We start from the raw sequence: 16,804 nt of genomic DNA, 5'->3' as shown, positions 1-16,804 counted from the left end.
GACACCGGCACAGTCGGCCGAAGTCTCTACAATAAAAACGCACGCCCGTTCTTTTTCACTCTACAAGGAAGCACAGCATGAGCGCTGATTACCAAGTCCACGGCAGCGTCGCCGTGATCACCATGGCCAACCCCCCCGTCAACGGACTGGGGCTGGCCACCCGCCAGGGCCTTGTCGACGGCCTGCTGCGGGCCGATGCCGACGCGGCCGTGAGCGCCATCGTCATCACCGGCGCCGGCAGCGCCTTCTCCGGTGGCGCCGACATCAACGAATTCGGCACAGACAAATCCGCGCAAGAGCCGCACCTGCTGTCGGTGATCGCGGTGATCGAAAACTCCAGCAAACCGGTGGTGGCCGCGCTGCACAGCGTGGCCATGGGTGGCGGTCTGGAGTTGGCGCTGGGTTGCCACTACCGCATTGCGGCGCCGAGCTGCCGCATTGCGCTGCCTGAAGTCAAACTGGGCCTGATCCCTGGCGCGGGCGGCACGCAGCGGCTGCCGCGCGCGCTCGGCGTGGAGGCCGCGCTCAACCTGATCGTCAGCGGCGAGTCGGTCAACAGCGAAATGATAGGCGCGCTGCCCGGCCAGAAACTGCTCGACAAGCTGTCGACATCGGCCCAGGCGCTGGCTGCCGAGGCGCTGGCTTTCGCGCAGGGCGTGGCCGCCGCGCGCCCGCTGCCGCTGGTGCGCAACCTGCCCTGCCGGCATCCCGAGGGCCAGGCTTACTTTCAGTTCGCGCGCAACATGGTCAAGGGCATGTCCCGGAATTTCCCGGCGCCGGCGCTGTGCGTGGACGCGGTCGAGGCCGCCACCCGGGGCCCGTTTGCCGATGGCATGCAGATCGAGCGCGCGATTTTCATGAAGCTGATGCAGACCCCCGAGTCGCGCGCGCTGCGCCATCTGTTCATGGCCGAGCGCGCAGCCTCGAAGATCCCGGACGTGCCCTCCGACACCCCCCGGCGCGACATCCGGGCCGTGGCCGTGATCGGCGCTGGCACCATGGGTGGCGGCATCGCGATGAACTTCCTGAACGCGGGCCTGCCGGTCAAGATTCTGGAGATGAAGCCGCAAGCGCTGGAGCGCGGCCTGGCCACCATCGGCAAGAACTACGAAGCCCAGGTCAAAAAGGGCAAGCTCACGCAGGACAAATACCAGCAGCGCATGGCCCTGCTGTCCACCACGCTGGACTATGCCGACATCCGGGACGCCGATCTGGTGATCGAAGCGGTGTTCGAGGACTTGGGCGTCAAGGAATCGGTGTTCCGGCAACTCGACGCGCAGATGAAGCCGGGCGCGATTTTGGCGTCCAACACCTCCACGCTCGACATCGACAAGATAGCCACCTTCACCGGGCGCCCGCAGGACGTGGTCGGCATGCATTTCTTCAGCCCCGCCAACGTGATGAAGCTGCTGGAAGTGGTGCGCGGCAAGGCCACCGCCAAGGATGTGCTGGCCACCGTGATGGCCATCGCCAAGAAGATCAGGAAGACCGCCGTGGTCGCCGGTGTGTGCGATGGTTTCATCGGCAACCGCATGATCGAGCAGTACAGCCGCCAGGCCGGTTTTCTGCTCGACGAAGGCTGCACGCCCGAACAGGTGGACAAGGCGATCGAGAAGTTCGGCTTTGCGATGGGGCCATTTCGCATGGGCGACCTGGCCGGCAACGACATCGGCTGGGCCATCCGCAAGCGCCGCGCCGTCGAGCGTGCCGAGATGAAGTACAGCCGCACGTCGGACAAGCTCTGCGAGCTGGGCCGCTTCGGCCAGAAGACCGCAGCCGGCTGGTACGACTACCAGGCCGGCAAGCGCGACGCGATTGCGAGCGCGCTGGTCCACCGGATGATCGAAGAGCATCGCCAGCAATTGGGCATCACGCCGCGCAAGATTGCCGACGAAGAGATCGTGCAGCGCCTGGTGTTCGCGCTGGTCAACGAAGGCGCGCGCATTCTGGAAGACGGCATCGCCAGCAAGTCCGGCGATATCGACATGGTCTACATCACGGGTTATGGTTTTCCGATGCACCGTGGCGGCCCGATGCGCTACGCCAGCGAACTGGGCTTGTTCAACGTGGTGCAGGCCATGGGCCGCTTTGCCCGCAACCCGCACGATGACGCGGCGTTCTGGCAGCCCGCCCCATTGCTGGCCCGATTGGCGGCGCAAGGCAAAACCTTCAACTGAACGGGCCGAGCCTGCCGCTGGCCTGCCACTGAATCACCACGCAACCGCCCCGGCGGCGCTGCGTTCCACCCCTGAAAGGATTTCCCCATGACCCGCGCCGTGATTGTTTCCACCGCCCGCACCCCGCTGACCAAGAGTTGGAAGGGTTCCTTCAACATGACCCATGGCGCCACGCTCGGAGGCCATGCCGTGCAACATGCGGTAGCGCGCGCCGGCATCGAGGCGGCCGAGGTCGAAGACGTGATCATGGGTTGCGCCAACCCCGAAGGCGCAACCGGCAGCAACATCGCGCGCCAATGCGCGCTCAGGGCCGGCCTGCCGATCACCACGGCGGGCATGACCGTGAACCGTTTTTGCTCCTCCGGCCTGCAAACCATTGCGCTGGCGGCCCAGCGCATCATCAGCGGCGAGGCCGAGGTGTTCGTCGCCGGCGGTGTGGAAAGCATCTCCTGCGTGCAGCAGGAAATGAACCAGCACATGCTGCGGGACCCGGCCCTGACCCGGCAAAAGCCCGAGATCTACTGGAGCATGTTGCAGACCGCCGAGCAGGTCGCCAAGCGCTACGGCATCGGCCGCCAGGCCATGGACGAATATGGCGCCGCCAGCCAGCAAAAAGCCTGCGCAGCCCAGGCCGCCGGCCGGTTCGATGCCGAAATCGCCCCCATCACCGTGACCACCGGCGTGACCGACAAGACCTTGGGCCTGATCACCCGGCAGGTGACGGTCAGCCGGGACGAAGGCACGCGCGAAGGCACCACGGTGGAAGTCATCAGCGGCCTGCGCCCGGCGCTGCCCGGGGGGCTGGTTTCTGCCGGCAACGCCAGCCAGTTCTCCGATGGCGCCGGCGCCTGCGTGCTGACCAGCGAGGACTACGCCAGCAAAAAGGGCCTGCAACCCCTGGGCCGCTTCCTGGGCTTTGCGGTGGCCGGCTGCGAGCCTGATGAAATGGGCATCGGCCCGGTGTTCGCCGTGCCCAAGGTGCTCGACAAACTCGGCCTTGCGGTCAGCGACATCGACCTGTGGGAACTGAACGAAGCCTTTGCCGTGCAGGTGATCTACTGCCGCGACAGGCTGGGCATTCCCGCGCAGCAACTGAACGTCAACGGCGGCGCCATTGCCGTGGGCCACCCCTATGGCGTGTCGGGCCAGCGCCTGACCGGCCACGCGCTGATCGAAGGCAAACGCCGTGGCGCCCGCCGCGTGTGCGTGACCATGTGCATAGGCGGCGGCATGGGTGCTGCCGGCGTCTTCGAGGTGCTGTAAACACCATGAGCCTGCGCCCGGCCATCGATTTCCTGCTGTACCAGTGGCTGCAGGTGCCAACGCTGACCAGGCACAGCCGCTTTGCCGAGCACTCGCGCGAGACCTTCGATGCCGTGCTCGACAGTTGCGAGCGCATGGCCCGCGAGAAATACGCGCCCTTCAACCGCACCGTCGATAGCCAGGAGCCGTACTTCGACGGCGAGCGCGTGATACTGCCCCAGTGCACGCACGATGCGCACCGCGCCTATGCCGCATCGGGCATGCTCAGCGCCGCGCAGGACTATTCGATAGGCGGCATGCAACTGCCCTGCACGGTCGTTGCGGCGGCGAACAGCTTTTTCGCCATCGCCTCGGTCAGCATAGGCTCGGGCCTGCTGACGGTCGGCAACGCCAACCTGCTGATGGTGCACGGCACCCGGCGGCAGCAGACGGTGTTCGCGCACAACGGGTTTTCCGGCCGCTTCTCGGGCACCATGTGCTTGTCCGAGCCGCAGGCAGGCTCCTCGCTCGGCGATGTGACGACCCGGGCCGTGCCCGATGGCGCGGACTTTGCCAGCGACCCGCTGGGCCCGCGCTATCGCATCGAGGGCCACAAGATGTGGATCTCGGCCGGCGAGCATGAACTGACCGAGAACATCATCCACCTGGTGCTGGCCAAGATTCCCGGGGCCGACGGCCAACTGCTTGCCGGCACCAAGGGCCTGTCGCTGTTCATCGTGCCCAAGAAACTGGTGGACACCGAGGGGCAACTGACCGGCGTGCGCAACGATGTGGCGCTGGCGGGCCTGAACCACAAGCTGGGCTGGCGCGGCACCAGCAACACGCTGCTCAACTTTGGCGAAGGCAAATACCCGGTGCAGGGCCAGGCGGGCGCCATCGGCTACCTGGTGGGCCAGGCGGGCCGGGGCCTGCACTGCATGTTCCACATGATGAACGAGGCGCGCATTGGCGTGGGCATGGCGGCCACGATGCTGGGACTGGCCGGTTACTACGCCAGCCTGGACTACGCCCGCAACCGGCCCCAGGGTCGGCCCGTGCCAAGCCAGCCAGACGGCGCCGGCGGCGCCCTGGCCAAGGACGCGGCCCAACCCCCGGTGCGCATCATCGAGCATGCCGATGTCAAGCGCATGCTGCTGGCGCAAAAATCCTATGGCGAAGGCGCGCTGGCGCTGGACCTGTACTGCGCGCGCCTGGTCGATGACATGCGCACCGCTGACGCTGGCGCCGCCGATGAAGCCCGCATGCTGCTGGAACTGTTGACACCGATCGCCAAAAGCTGGCCCAGCGAGTGGTGCCTGGAGGCGAACTCGCTGGCCATACAGATCCATGGCGGCTACGGCTACACGCGCGACTTCCCGGTGGAGCAGTACTGGCGCGACAACCGCCTGAACATGATCCACGAAGGCACGCACGGCATGCAGGCCATGGACCTGCTGGGCCGCAAACTGCGGATGGACGGCGGGCGCGGCCTGCAACTGCTGGCCGGGCGCATCCAGGCCAGCATCGGGCGCGCCCTTGCCGTGCCCGCATTGGCCGCGCATGCCCAGGCCCTGGTGTCGCGTCACCGATCATCTGTCGGTCCGCGCTGGCCATCGAAGCGCATCGCGGCGTTGCATCGCTTGCCAATACGCTCGGTATTGGCAAGCGATGCGCCTTGCGCTGCGCTCCGATGGCTGCGCGCAGCCTACGACATCTGATCGGTGACGCGACACTAGCCTGGCACCGGAAGCGTTTTGATGGCGCCAGCGTATACCCTGTCACACCAGCGCCCACCAGGCAGTGCCGGCGCCGCCGGGCGCCGGTTTGCGGCGCGGCGCGGCCTGCGGGAGATTGCGCGCCATGCATAAAATGCCAGCCATGCTCACGGTGCCACCCAAAGTTTCGTTCAAGGCGCAGATGTACCAGGCGCGTGAGGCGGCGATCCTGGCGTCGGCCTGCCGTCTGCTGGGCGAAAAGGCGTTCGACCTGATGACCATGGACGATGTCGCCAATGCCGTGGGCATTGCCAAAGCCAGCCTGTACAAGCACTTTGGCAGCAAGGAAGCGCTGTGCACCGCCGCCATGGTGCAGATGCTCGGGCGCGTGCAAACCTATCTGGCCAGCCTGCCGGCGCAAACCCCTGCGCTGGAAAAGCTCCACGCGTTGCTGCGCTGGTCGCTCGAGCAGTTGCTGGGCAACCAAATGCCGCTGCTGCCCGGTCGCCATTCGGGTTTGCGTGCGGTGTTGATGGCCAACCAGGACTATCGCGCCGGCCTGCGGGCGCTCAGTGAGCAGATCGGCGCCTGGATCACCGAGGCCCAGGCCCAGGGCCTGATCGACCCTGGCCTGCCGTTGGTGGTGGTGCAGTACACCTTGTACGCGCGGGCCTGCGACCCGGCGCTGTGCCTGCTCAAGGAGGGCGGCCAGTATTCGGACGCGGAAATCGTGGAACTGGTGCTGCGCACCTGTTTCGATGGCCTGGTAGCGCGCTGAGCGCGGGGGCACCGGGCGTTTGCGCACGCCACATCACAAGAGCGCCTGCGCAGATCATCGAGCGCCTGCGCAAGATCATTGAGCGCCTGCGCGCTGTGCCGGCACGCAAGGCGCCGCCGTTGGCGCAATCGTTACCATCGGCGCATGTTCAGTTATCGCCACGCCTTCCACGCAGGCAACCATGCCGATGTGTTCAAGCACACGGTGTTGATCGCCACCCTGCAATACCTCACCGACAAGGATGCGGCGCTGACCGTGCTCGACAGCCATGCCGGCGCGGGCCTGTACCGGCTTGACGGGGACTATGCCCGCACCAGTGGCGAGGCCGCAGACGGCGTGGTGCGCCTGTTTGCTGCGCCGGGCAGCGCGCTGGCCCCGGCCCTGCAAGCCTATGTGGACATGGTCGGCGCCTTCAACCAGGGCCGCCGGTTGCGGGTCTATCCCGGCTCGCCCTGCATCACGCAGCGGCTGCTGCGCGAAAGTGACAAGCTCAAGCTATTCGAGTGGCACCCGACCGACCTGCGGGCCTTGGCCGGCCATGTGGCCCAGTTGCAAGCGGGCCGCCAAGTGGCCGTATTCCACGAGGACGGTTTTCAGGGCATCCGGAAATTTCTACCACCGCCCCAGCGCCGCGCTTTGCTGCTGTGCGATCCAAGCTATGAAATCAAAAGCGACTATGGCAAGGTGCTGGACTTGGCCACGGACTCGCTCAAGCGCTTTGCCACCGGCTGCTACATGTTCTGGTACCCCATCATCGGGCGCCCCGAAGCGCATGAACTGCCCCGGCGCCTGAAAACGTTGGCCAGCAAAGCCGGCAAGAGCTGGCTGCATGCCACGCTGACCGTCAAATCGGGCCAACGCACGGCAGCCGGTAGCCTCAAGCGCCCCGGCCTGCCAGCCAGCGGCATGTTTCTGATCAACCCGCCGTTCACGCTGAAGGCGGCGCTGACCCCCGCGCTGCCGCAGATGGTGCAGTTGCTGGCGCAGGACAGACACGCCACGCACACGCTCGAATCAGCGGGGTGACGACAAACCGCCGGGTTCTTGCCGCGCGCCAGGCAACCCTGCCCGCCACCCTCCGGCGCAAACAGTTGCACCAACTTGAACCCCGGGGGGTGCATCGGGAAAAATACGGTCGCGCATGGCAGATGCGCATTGACGGTGCCGGCGCCTGGTTGCGCATTGCGCGCGCTACCCGTTGGCGGGCGCAGGCCCTGTGCGGGTTGCATGCCTTTGGTCTCTGGTTCGACGAGGTCGAGGTGCCGGCCACTGCCGGACGGGGGCAAGACGCCGGCCACTGCCGGACGCGATCGAGGCGCCGGCCACTGCCGGCTCAGAGCTTGAGAGTTTTTCCCCGCTGACCGTTGGGAAGTGGCCCGAGACTGGCTTGGGCAAGGTATGACGTCAAGCCAGCGCTCCGCGATGCCCCAGGATCAGGCCATGTTCGAAGGCATGGATGTGCCAGCAGCGAGTGCTGGCGCGCCAATGCACCCTTGTAGCGCACCGCCAGCCAGTGCCCCGGCACGCGTGCAGGAGCCCAACCGTTTGCAAGTGGAGCTGCGCGCATCCGACCTGGATTCGCTGCTGCCTGCAGACCATCGGGCCCGACTGGTGTGGCGCTACGTGGAGCAGCAGGATCTGAGCGTGCTGTTCGATGCCATCCGGGCCCGAGGTTCGGCGCCTGGGCGCCGGGCCATTGATCCACGCATCCTGTTCTCGCTGTGGCTGTACGCCACGCTGGATGGCGTCGGCAGCGGGCGCGAGGTCGCCCGGTTGAGCCAAAGCCACGACGCGTACCGCTGGATCTGTGGTGGTGTGTCGGTGAACTACCACGCGCTCAATGACTTTCGGGTGGGCAACGAGGCGCTGATGGACCGCCTGCTCAGCCACAACGTGGCCGCGCTGGCTGCCGTCGGGGTGATCCGGCTGGTGCGCGTGGCGCAAGACGGCATGCGGGTACGCGCCAGCGCCGGGGCGGCCTCGTTCCGGCGCAAGGGCACGCTCAAGGAGCACCATGCCAAGGCCACCGAGATGGTGCACTCGCTCAAGGAGCAAGCCCGCGAGAACCCGGGGCAGGCCGAGCGACGGGCACAGGCGGCCAGGCTGCGGGCAGCCGAGCTGCGCGAGCAGCAACTGGCCGCGGCACTGGCGCGGCTGCCCGAGTTGGAGGCAATCAAGCAGCGCAATGGCCGGCCGATCGACAAGGCGCGTGCCAGCACGACAGATGCCGATGCCAGCAACATGAAGATGGCCGACGGCGGCTGGCGCCCGGCCTACAACGTGCAACTGGCCACCGACTGCGCCAGCCAGGTGATCGTGGGCGTGGACACCGTCACCGCCGGCAGCGACATGGCCCAGTTGGCGCCCATGGTCCAACAAGTGCACCAGCGCGTGGGCAAGGCGGCCGAACAATGGCTGGTCGACGGCGGCTTGCCAGCGCACGGCCAACTGGACGCGGTGGCCGACAAGACCGAGGTCTATGCGCCGGTGCCCCAAGCCAGGGCACCCAAGGGAAAGAACCAAGGCCAGGACGACGAGCAGCAGCCGCCCGCACCGGGCAGCCAGTTCCAACCCAAGGCCGGCGACAGCACAGCCGTGGCGCAGTGGCGCCAGCGCATGAGCACCGATGAGGCCCGCGAGATCTACAAGGATCGGGCGGCCACGGCCGAATGCGTGAACGCGCAGGCGCGCAACCGCGGCCTGCTGCGCATGCCCGTGCGCGGACTGGCCAAGGTCAAGTGCATTGCCTGGTGGTATGCCCTGGCACACAACCTGATGAGGACGGTGGCGCTGGCGCCGCAGCTCATCGGCTGGGGCACAGGTGCGTGCGCAGGTGCGGCAGCGCTGACTTGAGGGCCCTGCGCGCCAGGATCAATGCGCCGCAAGGCCATGGTGAGCGACCTGCAACGCTCAAAGCCAACGTACCCGCCGCACTGTGGCTACCTCACTCGCGCCGCGAACACGCCGCCATGGCTGGCGTAGGGCAGCCGTCCACCTTCTGAAAATCGAAAAACTCTCAGACTCTCAGGCCGGGTTGTCGATCTCGATGAACCGGTGGTCCAGGCCCCATTGGGCGGCTACCTGCGCGGCCACGGCCGGTGCGCCATAGCGCTCGGTGGCGTGGTGCCCGGCAGCGATGAAGACCACGCCCAACTCGCGCACCAGATGGGCCTGGGGTTCCGAGATTTCGCCGGTGATGAAGGCATCGGCGCCGGCCGCAATGGCCGACTCGAAGTAACCCTGCGCGCCCCCGGTGCACCAGGCCACGCGACGGATGGGGCGCTGCGCCGCTGCGTCGGGCTGCACCAGCGTCACCGCGCGCCCCAGGGCCTGCGCCACATGGTCTGCCAGGGCTTGGCCGCTGGCAAAGGTGGCGCTTGCCGCAAAGCCCAGGTCTTGCTCGCCAAAGCGCGCATCCGCTGTCAAGCCGAGCACCCGGCCGAGTTGGGCGTTGTTGCCCCACTCGGCATGGGCGTCCAGCGGCAGGTGGTAGGCGAACAGGTTGATGTCATGCGCCAGCAGCAATTGCAGCCGCTGCTTGAGCCAGCCGGTCACGCGGCCGTCTTGTCCGCGCCAGAACAGGCCGTGGTGCACGAAGATGGCATCGGCCTGCGCGGCGATGGCCGCTTCGATCAGCGCGCGGCTGGCGCTCACGCCGCTGACGATGCGTGCAATCTCGGCCCGGCCTTCGACCTGCAGGCCGTTGGGGCCGTAGTCCTTGAAGCGCTCGGGCTGCAGCAGGCTGTCAAAGGCTTGCAGAAGTCGGGGGCGGGAGATCGGCATGCGGCTATTGTCGCGCTTGTCGCTGGTGACCGGCGGGCGCGCATTGGGGGACAATGCGGCCCTGAGATCGGGGGCAGACGCCTCCTCCCATGGCCCACCATCGGTGCAGATATTTCATGAAACGACTCTGGCTGTTGTTTTCCCAGGCCGTGACGGTGTTCGTTGCGGCCTATTTCGTCGTCGCCACGTTGCAGCCCGAATGGCTGGGCCGGGGCGGTACGCGCTCCGCAGCCGGCGTTGCCTTGCTGCAGGCGCCGGCCACGCCCGGCGCGCAGCCGGCGAACGGCAGCTTCAGCGCGGCAGCGCACCGGGCGGCGCCGGCGGTGGTCAGCATCAATACCAGCAAGGAAGTGCGGAGTTTGCGCAGCAACGACCCGTGGTTCCAGTTCTTCTTTGGCGACCAGGGCGGACAGGGCAGCCAGTCGCAGGTCGGGCTGGGCAGCGGCGTGATCGTCAGTCCGGATGGCTATATCCTCACCAACAACCATGTGGTCGAGGGGGCCGACGAGATCGAGGTCACATTGACCGATGGCCGCCGCGCCCGTGCCCGCGTGATCGGCACCGATCCCGACACCGACCTGGCGATCCTGAAGGTCGCGCTGGACAAACTGCCCGTGATCGTGCTGGGCAACTCCGATACGCTCGATGTGGGCGACCGGGTGCTGGCCATTGGCAATCCGTTCGGCGTGGGCCAGACCGTGACCAGCGGCATCGTCAGTGCGCTGGGCCGCAACCAGTTGGGTATCAACACCTTCGAGAACTTCATTCAGACCGACGCGGCCATCAACCCCGGCAATTCGGGCGGCGCGCTGGTCGATGTGAGCGGCAATCTGTTGGGCATCAACACCGCGATCTATTCGCGCTCGGGCGGCAGCATGGGGATAGGCTTTGCGATCCCGGTGTCCACGGCCCGGCTGGTGCTCGACAGCATCGTCAGGGATGGCAAGGTCACGCGGGGCTGGATTGGCGTGGAGCCCAGTGTGCTGTCGCCCGAACTGGCCGAAGCCTTTGGCGTGAAGAAGACCACCAGGGGCGTGATCGTCATTGGTGTCGCGCAGAATGGCCCCGCAGCCCAGGCCGGCATGCGCCCGGGCGATGTGGTGCTGCGCGTCGATGGCAAGAGCGTGGTCAGCGCGCCCGAGTTGCTCAGCGCCGTGGCGGCACTCAAGCCCGGCACGGACTCGGTCTTTCAGGTGCAGCGCGGGGATCGACTGGTGGAATTGCACGTCAATCCCGGCGTGCGCCCCCGGCCACAGCGCAACGTGCGGCGCTGATGCCGCCCTCTGACAGCCGCCGCAGACCGGCGCTTACGCACTGCCCGCGATATCCAGCGCCCGCGCTGCGCCATGCAGCGCGGGCGTGGCGCCGGGGTCGATGATCCAGCATGGAATCGCGGCCAGGTAGGTCTGAAAGCGCCCCTTGGCCTCAAAGCGGGGGCGAAAGGTCGAGCGATCAAACCATGTCCCCAGGCGCGGCACCATGCCGCCGCCGATGTAGACCCCGCCATGTGCGCCCAGCGTCAGCGCCAGGTTGCCGGCCACGCTGCCGAGAAAGCCGCAGAACATCTCCAGCGCCTGCAAGGCAATGGGGTCGCTGCCTTGCAATGCCCGCTCGGTGACCTGCGCGGCCGTGCTCGGGTCGCTCGCGCCCAACGGGCCCGATGGACCTCCTGATGGGCCTGACGGGTTCGATGGAGCCAATTGGCGCAAAGCCTGGTACAGATCGACCAGCCCGGCACCGCACACGGCGCGCTCGGCGGAGGCATGGCCGTACCGCGCTTGCAGGATGCGCAGCACGTCAAACTCCTGCTGCGTCTGTGCGGCCAGGCTCACATGCCCGCCCTCGCCGGACAGCGGCACGCCGCCGTGGGAGCCGGGCGGAAACACCAGGCCCGACACCCCCAGCCCCGTGCCCGGCCCGATCAGCACGACCGCGCTGCCGGCCACCGCCGCGCCGCCGCCGACTTGGCGCAGTTGTTCGGGCCTGAGCAAGGGCAGCGCCAGCGCCAGCGCGGTGAAGTCGTTGAGCACCAGCAGCCGCTGCAGGCCCAGTTGCGCGCGCAACGCACGCTGCGAAAAACTCCAACTGTGGTTGGTCATGCGCACCGCATCGCCAGTCACCGGGTTGGCCATGCCCAAGGCCGCCTCGCGCGGGGTGGCCAGACCCTGCTCGGCCAGATAGGCGGTGATGGCGGCCGCCACCGTGGGGTAGTTGGCGCAGGGCAACACGCGGGTGTCATGCAACGGGCCGCCGGGCTGGTCTTGCCAGGCCAGGCGGATATTGGTGCCGCCGATGTCGGCCAACAGGCGCAGTGGGTTCATCGCTGATTCCATGGGCCAAACCGGCCTATGGGGCACGATCTTACTTCGTCATACGCTATACGTTCAATAGCAATGAGAATGCCGGTCTGCGGCCGGTCTTCCTCAAGCCGAGCGATTTTCGCTGTCGGCATCCAGCCAGTGCGCGTTGGCGGGTTCGATGGCCGGGCCGGCCTCGTCGCCAGGCTGCGCGCAGATATATGCATCGGGGCGCAGCAGGCGCATCGTCGGCGCGCCGATGGCGCTGGCCGCCTCGGTGTTGGCCAGGCGATGGTGGATTTCCTCGGGCATGCCGCACCGGGCACCATGCCGCCTTTCATCACGGCGACGTGCGCGCCCGGCACCATGACCTCTGCTGGGGCCATGCGTCACGTATACGCGGGGGATGAAGGCAAAAGCCCGGCACGGCCGGCATCACGACAGCCTGGGCAGCAGCCAGGCTTGCACAAAATTCTTCATGGCTGCGGCGATTTCTGCGACCTGCCTGTCGAAAAAATGGGGGCACGCAAAGTGCCCCCAAGAACAAAGCAACCTCGGACTCACTCGCTCATTCCATGTCCGGCCTCGACATGCATGCACGGCCCCGGGCCGATACAGCGCAGGTGGGTGGCCGAAGTGGAATCCTCTACCACCAGACCTCGTACTGCACGCCCACCAGCGTGCGCGAGGTCTTGCCATTGGCACCAAAGCTGCCCGCATTCGCGATGGCAGCGGCTTGGTTCCAGTTGGCCTTGGTCACATACAGGCGCAGTTCGGGGCGTGACCAGAAGTCTTCCGACAAGGCCAGGGCACCGGCCAGTGTGAGCTTGTTCAGGCGCTGGTCAGGCCCGGCACCCTTGCGCGTCGTGGTCGACAGCTCGGCCAGGGCCTTGACGTTCTTCGTGAACGCATACGCACCGCGTCCGCCCAGCGTGAAATCCTTGGTCGTGACGTTGGTGCGGTCGACCTTGCCGGTCTGGTAGGCGACCAGCGCCTGACCACTGAAAGGACCGCTTTGCCAGTTGATCGAATCGGCAATGCGCGTGGCCGTCTTGCCGGCGCTCTTGCCGTCGATGGACTCGAACTCGCCATCGATGCGGGCATGGCCACGGGAGGTCTGCAGGAACAGTGAGTTGCTCAGACCCTTCATCCCGAGGTCGGCCTGGTTGTGCAGCAGCGAGATGCCCGAACCCGAACCGCCACCGACCTGACCGCTACCGCTGACGGCCGTGACCAGCACCCGCAGCTTGCCACCCGGATTGGTCGCGATCTCCGAGATGTCGGCATTGACGCGGTACGCCTTCACGTTGTCGGGCAGACTGTTGCCAAACCGGTCGCCGCTGAATATCCCGACGCCGAGTTTGGCCCCGCCCAGCGGAATGGCGGTCACACCGGCACCCTGGTAGTCGCCGTAGTTCATCAGGAAGTAGTCAACGATATGCACATCCTCGATACGCAGGCGACGCTGGCCGATCCAGAATTTGGCCTCGGGGGAGAACGACAGTCCGCTCATCTCCACATAGGCCTGCTCGGTGCCGATGTCGCCACTGCCCCACTTGCTGGGCATGTAGTTCGCGCTCCACTTGATGCCATCGGTATCGAAATTGCGCGTCAAGCCGACTTCGATACCGATGTCACCCTCATTGCCCAGGCGGTATTTCTGCAAATCCCCCCCCAGGGTGAGGCCGCCCTTGATGCCGTCGGACTGGTTGAACACCGGGCCCGCACGGGAATAGCCGCTCAATTCAAGGCCGGCAACATCCAGCGCCATCGCGCCACTGCTGCATACGACGGCCAAAGCCAATGCCGTCAATCGGTTTTTTCTCATCTTCATGGCTATCTCCTTGTGGTGGTTGATTCGGTTTCCGCGGCGCGCGCGACCTTCTTCATGGTGTCAGCAATGCTGACCATGTCGTCATTCCAGGATTGGCTGGCGACAATTCTTGATGGTGCCCTTCGGGGCCATGCCATGGGCCACGCCGGGCAGCAAACGGCCGCTCTTGCGGTCTCGGCAAAGTCCTTGCCGGAGAGTTTGTCGCAGCCATCGGGTAGGTTGGCCAGCATGGCCCATTCCTGAATCGCCGGGCCCTGGGCCCGGGCTGTGGCAGGCGGGTTGCCCGGGATCGCGCGGCTCTTGGGCTGCGTCACGGTGCTGCTGCCGGCGCCACCGGCCATGGCATGGTCGCGCCAACTGTGGCCCCCGGACTGCATGACCATCTTGCGCTCGGCGGCCGACCCGGCCTGGCCGCTCGATATCCCGTCGTGCAGCACCACCTCGATCACCCCTGCGCTGGCAGATTGCGCCACCGCCCAACCGTCTGCTGCTGCGGTGATCATTGCCATTCTCCCCATACCCTTACCTCCTCGGTGTTGTTTTGAATCCTTGGCACGCCATGCAACCGGGTGCCATGCAGAATGGTTGGTAATCTAATTACATCCTCGAATCCTTGGCTAAGGGCTTTCCCTGGGCGTTGCATCCAAGCCACGGGGAAGTGTCACATCCGTGTCCGTGGCGCGACACGCCACCCACGGCCCATGGAACGGGCCTGGTCCACGCCAGGGACGCGGCAGAACGGGCTTTGCCAAGCCACAGGCGTTCCTCCAAGCCGCAGGGCACCCCTTGATCGGCAAGCGCCGCCGGCGGCATGGGGGTGTTTCACCCCGAGGCCAGGATCAGCTGCTCCAGTTTCACGGCATCTGCGGCGAAAGCGCGTATGCCTTCGGCCAACTTCTCCGTGGCCATCGCGTCTTCGTTGAGCGCATAGCGCCAGCCTGCTTCGTCGTAGTTGACGGCGGGCAGCGCCATGCCTTTGGCCGCTTCGGCGTCGAGTGCAGGCTGCAGCGGCGCAGCGCTGGCGACCAAGCGGGCCAGCAGTTCCGGCGCAATCGTCAGCAAGTCGCAGCCCGCCAGCGCCGTGATCTGGCCCAGGTTGCGGAAACTCGCCCCCATCACCTCGGTGGCGATGCCGAAATGCTTGTAGTGGTTGTAGATTTGCGTGACCGACCGCACGCCCGGATCGTTGGCGCCGGCCGCCGCCGCCTCGTCCCAATGGGCGCCGGCCTGCTTTTTGTGCCAGTCATAAATGCGGCCGACGAAGGGCGAGATCAATTGCACCCTGGCCTGACCGCAGGCCACGGCCTGGGCGAACGAGAACAGCAATGTGAGGTTGGTATGGATGCCGCGCTGTTCGAGCTTTTCTGCCGCCTTGATGCCCTCCCAGGTCGCGGCGATCTTGATCAGAACACGGTCGATGTCGATGCCCTCGGCCTGGTATAGATCGATGATGCGCTCGGCGCGCGTGATGCTGGCATAGGTGTCAAAGCTCAGACGGGCATCCACCTCGGTAGAGACGCGGCCGGGAATGATGGCCAGGATCTCGCAACCGAAACGCACCAGCAGGCGGTCGATGATGTCATCCATGGTGCGCCCCTTGCACCGCGCCACGGTGTCTTGCAACAATGGCGCGTACTCGGGCTGCTGCACGGCTTTGAGAATCAGCGATGGGTTGGTGGTGGCATCCTGGGGCTGGAATTGCGCCAGTTGCTTGAAGTCGCCGGTATCGGCAACCACGGTGGTGAACTGTTTGAGGGCGTCGAGTTGGTTCATGCCGCCATTATTCCGCAGCGCAACGGTTCTCTGTGGGGTGCAAACCCGGTTACATTGCTGGGCCCCTCTTACCCTTGCTGACATGCTGGACCGCATCACCGCCTCCTTGCCCTCACTGGCCCCTGCCGAACAGCGCGTGGCCAGACTGGTACTGACCGACCCCCACGCCTTTGCCCGGCAGCCGATACGCGAGCTGGCCGAGCGTGCGCAGGTGAGCAAACCGACCGTGGTGCGCTTTTGCCGCAGCATGGGCTATGGCGGGCTGGCCGATTTCAAGCTCAAGCTCGCCGGCAGCGTGAGCGAAGGCGTACCCTTCGTCCACCGCAGCGTGGATGCCGACGACAAAACCGGCGACGTGCTCGTGAAGGTGGTGGACAACGCCGTGGCGGCCTTGTTGCATTACCGCAACGCGGCCAGCACGGCGGCCGTCGAACGTGCCGTCGAGGCCATTGCCGCCACCTGGAAGACCGGCAAGCGTATCGAGTTTTACGGCGTGGGCAACTCGGGCATCGTGGCGCAGGATGCGCAGCACAAATTTTTCCGCCTGGGGATCACGTCGATCGCCAGCAGCGACGGTCATATCCAAGTGATGAGCGCCACACTGCTCGGGCCGGGCGACTGCGCGGTCATCATCTCCAACTCGGGCCGCACGCGCGACCTGATGGATGCCGCCGAAATTGCCCGTAAAAATGGCGCCACCACCATTGTCATCACGGCCAGCGGCTCTCCCTTGGCCAGCAGTTGCCAGATTCACTTGGCGGCCGACCACCCGGAAGCATATGACCGCTACAGTCCGATGGTGTCGCGGCTGCTGCACCTGCTGATCATCGACGTGCTGGCCACCTGCGTGGCCTTGCGCATCGGTAGTTCGTTGCCGCCGATTTTGCAGCGGATGAAGGAGAATTTGCGGGCCAAGAGATACACCTGAGATACGGTACAGGCACACCTGAGACAACCGGATTCAATTGTGCTGCCGAAATGCAAAAACCCCCCAGTGGATCATGACTGGGGGGGTGTTGGTTGGTTGGTAGAAGGGAGCCTGACGATGACCTACTTTCACACGGGGAGCCGCACTATCATCGGCGCGAAGTCGTTTCACTGTCCTGTTCGGGATGGGAAGGAGTGGGGCCAACTTGCTATGGTCATCAGGCGTAACTGGGTGGAGGCGGGCCTGAGGGAGGGGGTGGTACAGGCGCGCCGGCATT

The 16,804-nt window shown here is 66.0% G+C and carries 14 protein-coding genes and 1 rRNA gene; 8 read left to right on the top strand and 7 right to left on the bottom strand.

Features of this window, described 5'->3' with window-relative positions:
- The first annotated feature begins 77 nt into the window (after positions 1-77).
- The 6 genes from VEIS_RS08750 (at position 78) to VEIS_RS08725 (ending at position 8,765) form a co-directional block, all read left to right on the top strand.
- Positions 78-2,177: a 3-hydroxyacyl-CoA dehydrogenase NAD-binding domain-containing protein gene (locus tag VEIS_RS08750; protein ID WP_011809553.1), complete on the top strand. Its 2,100-nt coding sequence runs from the start codon at positions 78-80 to the stop codon at positions 2,175-2,177.
- Positions 2,178-2,264: 87 nt separating this feature from the next.
- Positions 2,265-3,440 (top strand): acetyl-CoA C-acyltransferase, encoded by a 1,176-nt coding sequence (locus tag VEIS_RS08745; protein ID WP_011809552.1) that lies wholly within the window; start codon positions 2,265-2,267, stop codon positions 3,438-3,440.
- Between the two features lie 5 nt (positions 3,441-3,445).
- Complete coding sequence (locus tag VEIS_RS08740; protein ID WP_011809551.1) at positions 3,446-5,137, top strand: acyl-CoA dehydrogenase family protein; 1,692 nt, start codon at positions 3,446-3,448, stop codon at positions 5,135-5,137.
- 142 nt (positions 5,138-5,279) lie between these two features.
- On the top strand, positions 5,280-5,912 hold the full coding sequence (locus VEIS_RS08735) for a TetR/AcrR family transcriptional regulator (RefSeq protein ID WP_011809550.1): 633 nt from the start codon (positions 5,280-5,282) through the stop codon (positions 5,910-5,912).
- Between the two features lie 144 nt (positions 5,913-6,056).
- Positions 6,057-6,938, top strand: coding sequence for a 23S rRNA (adenine(2030)-N(6))-methyltransferase RlmJ (locus VEIS_RS08730; protein ID WP_011809549.1), 882 nt, complete (start codon positions 6,057-6,059; stop codon positions 6,936-6,938).
- 414 nt (positions 6,939-7,352) lie between these two features.
- The gene (locus tag VEIS_RS08725; RefSeq protein WP_011809547.1) at positions 7,353-8,765 is read left to right on the top strand and encodes an IS1182-like element ISVei6 family transposase; all 1,413 of its coding nucleotides are present in this window, start codon (positions 7,353-7,355) and stop codon (positions 8,763-8,765) included.
- Positions 8,766-8,936: 171 nt separating this feature from the next.
- Here VEIS_RS08725 and VEIS_RS08720 read toward each other — a convergent pair whose 3' ends face one another.
- Entirely contained in the window at positions 8,937-9,695 is a 759-nt protein-coding gene (locus VEIS_RS08720; RefSeq protein ID WP_011809546.1) for a Nif3-like dinuclear metal center hexameric protein, read from the bottom strand.
- A gap of 116 nt (positions 9,696-9,811) precedes the next feature.
- Here VEIS_RS08720 and VEIS_RS08715 point away from each other — a divergent pair, with 116 nt between their 5' ends.
- Entirely contained in the window at positions 9,812-10,969 is a 1,158-nt protein-coding gene (locus VEIS_RS08715) for a S1C family serine protease (RefSeq protein WP_011809545.1), read from the top strand.
- A 33-nt stretch (positions 10,970-11,002) separates the two neighbouring features.
- Here the strand turns inward: VEIS_RS08715 and glk are convergent, their stop codons facing one another.
- From glk to tal, 5 genes are all read right to left on the bottom strand, one after another.
- Positions 11,003-12,016, bottom strand: a complete 1,014-nt coding sequence (gene glk, locus VEIS_RS08710; protein ID WP_011809544.1) for a glucokinase — start codon at positions 12,014-12,016, stop codon at positions 11,003-11,005.
- Positions 12,017-12,118: 102 nt separating this feature from the next.
- Complete coding sequence (locus tag VEIS_RS08705; RefSeq protein ID WP_041949907.1) at positions 12,119-12,304, bottom strand: hypothetical protein; 186 nt, start codon at positions 12,302-12,304, stop codon at positions 12,119-12,121.
- 334 nt (positions 12,305-12,638) lie between these two features.
- The gene (locus VEIS_RS08700; RefSeq protein WP_011809542.1) at positions 12,639-13,826 is read right to left on the bottom strand and encodes a carbohydrate porin; all 1,188 of its coding nucleotides are present in this window, start codon (positions 13,824-13,826) and stop codon (positions 12,639-12,641) included.
- Between the two features lie 2 nt (positions 13,827-13,828).
- Entirely contained in the window at positions 13,829-14,329 is a 501-nt protein-coding gene (locus VEIS_RS08695; RefSeq protein WP_011809541.1) for a hypothetical protein, read from the bottom strand.
- 319 nt (positions 14,330-14,648) lie between these two features.
- The gene (gene tal, locus VEIS_RS08690; protein ID WP_011809540.1) at positions 14,649-15,599 is read right to left on the bottom strand and encodes a transaldolase; all 951 of its coding nucleotides are present in this window, start codon (positions 15,597-15,599) and stop codon (positions 14,649-14,651) included.
- Between the two features lie 82 nt (positions 15,600-15,681).
- On the opposite strand from tal, the gene VEIS_RS08685 reads away from it, so the two are divergent.
- Positions 15,682-16,527: a MurR/RpiR family transcriptional regulator gene (locus VEIS_RS08685; RefSeq protein ID WP_011809539.1), complete on the top strand. Its 846-nt coding sequence runs from the start codon at positions 15,682-15,684 to the stop codon at positions 16,525-16,527.
- Between the two features lie 109 nt (positions 16,528-16,636).
- Here the strand turns inward: VEIS_RS08685 and rrf are convergent.
- Positions 16,637-16,749 (bottom strand): 5S ribosomal RNA (rrf, locus tag VEIS_RS08680).
- Positions 16,750-16,804 lie beyond the last annotated feature (55 nt).

Origin of the sequence: Verminephrobacter eiseniae EF01-2, assembly GCF_000015565.1 — a bacterium.
GTDB classification, from domain to species: Bacteria; Pseudomonadota; Gammaproteobacteria; order Burkholderiales; family Burkholderiaceae_C; genus Acidovorax; species Acidovorax eiseniae.
This window is presented reverse-complemented; position numbering and strand designations above follow the sequence as displayed.

What these genes read in the sequence shown, in the direction of transcription:
- VEIS_RS08715 (WP_011809545.1), top strand. Translation starts at nt 9,812, where the DNA reads ATGAAACGACTCTGGCTGTTGTTTTCCCAGGCCGTGACGGTGTTCGTT.
- VEIS_RS08725 (WP_011809547.1), top strand. Translation starts at nt 7,353, where the DNA reads ATGTTCGAAGGCATGGATGTGCCAGCAGCGAGTGCTGGCGCGCCAATG.
- VEIS_RS08750 (WP_011809553.1), top strand. Translation starts at nt 78, where the DNA reads ATGAGCGCTGATTACCAAGTCCACGGCAGCGTCGCCGTGATCACCATG.
- glk (WP_011809544.1), bottom strand. Translation starts at nt 12,016, where the DNA reads ATGAACCCACTGCGCCTGTTGGCCGACATCGGCGGCACCAATATCCGC.
- VEIS_RS08695 (WP_011809541.1), bottom strand. Translation starts at nt 14,329, where the DNA reads ATGATCACCGCAGCAGCAGACGGTTGGGCGGTGGCGCAATCTGCCAGC.
- VEIS_RS08705 (WP_041949907.1), bottom strand. Translation starts at nt 12,304, where the DNA reads ATGCCCGAGGAAATCCACCATCGCCTGGCCAACACCGAGGCGGCCAGC.
- tal (WP_011809540.1), bottom strand. Translation starts at nt 15,599, where the DNA reads ATGAACCAACTCGACGCCCTCAAACAGTTCACCACCGTGGTTGCCGAT.
- VEIS_RS08740 (WP_011809551.1), top strand. Translation starts at nt 3,446, where the DNA reads ATGAGCCTGCGCCCGGCCATCGATTTCCTGCTGTACCAGTGGCTGCAG.
- VEIS_RS08735 (WP_011809550.1), top strand. Translation starts at nt 5,280, where the DNA reads ATGCATAAAATGCCAGCCATGCTCACGGTGCCACCCAAAGTTTCGTTC.
- VEIS_RS08700 (WP_011809542.1), bottom strand. Translation starts at nt 13,826, where the DNA reads ATGAAGATGAGAAAAAACCGATTGACGGCATTGGCTTTGGCCGTCGTA.
- VEIS_RS08730 (WP_011809549.1), top strand. Translation starts at nt 6,057, where the DNA reads ATGTTCAGTTATCGCCACGCCTTCCACGCAGGCAACCATGCCGATGTG.
- VEIS_RS08745 (WP_011809552.1), top strand. Translation starts at nt 2,265, where the DNA reads ATGACCCGCGCCGTGATTGTTTCCACCGCCCGCACCCCGCTGACCAAG.
- VEIS_RS08720 (WP_011809546.1), bottom strand. Translation starts at nt 9,695, where the DNA reads ATGCCGATCTCCCGCCCCCGACTTCTGCAAGCCTTTGACAGCCTGCTG.
- VEIS_RS08685 (WP_011809539.1), top strand. Translation starts at nt 15,682, where the DNA reads ATGCTGGACCGCATCACCGCCTCCTTGCCCTCACTGGCCCCTGCCGAA.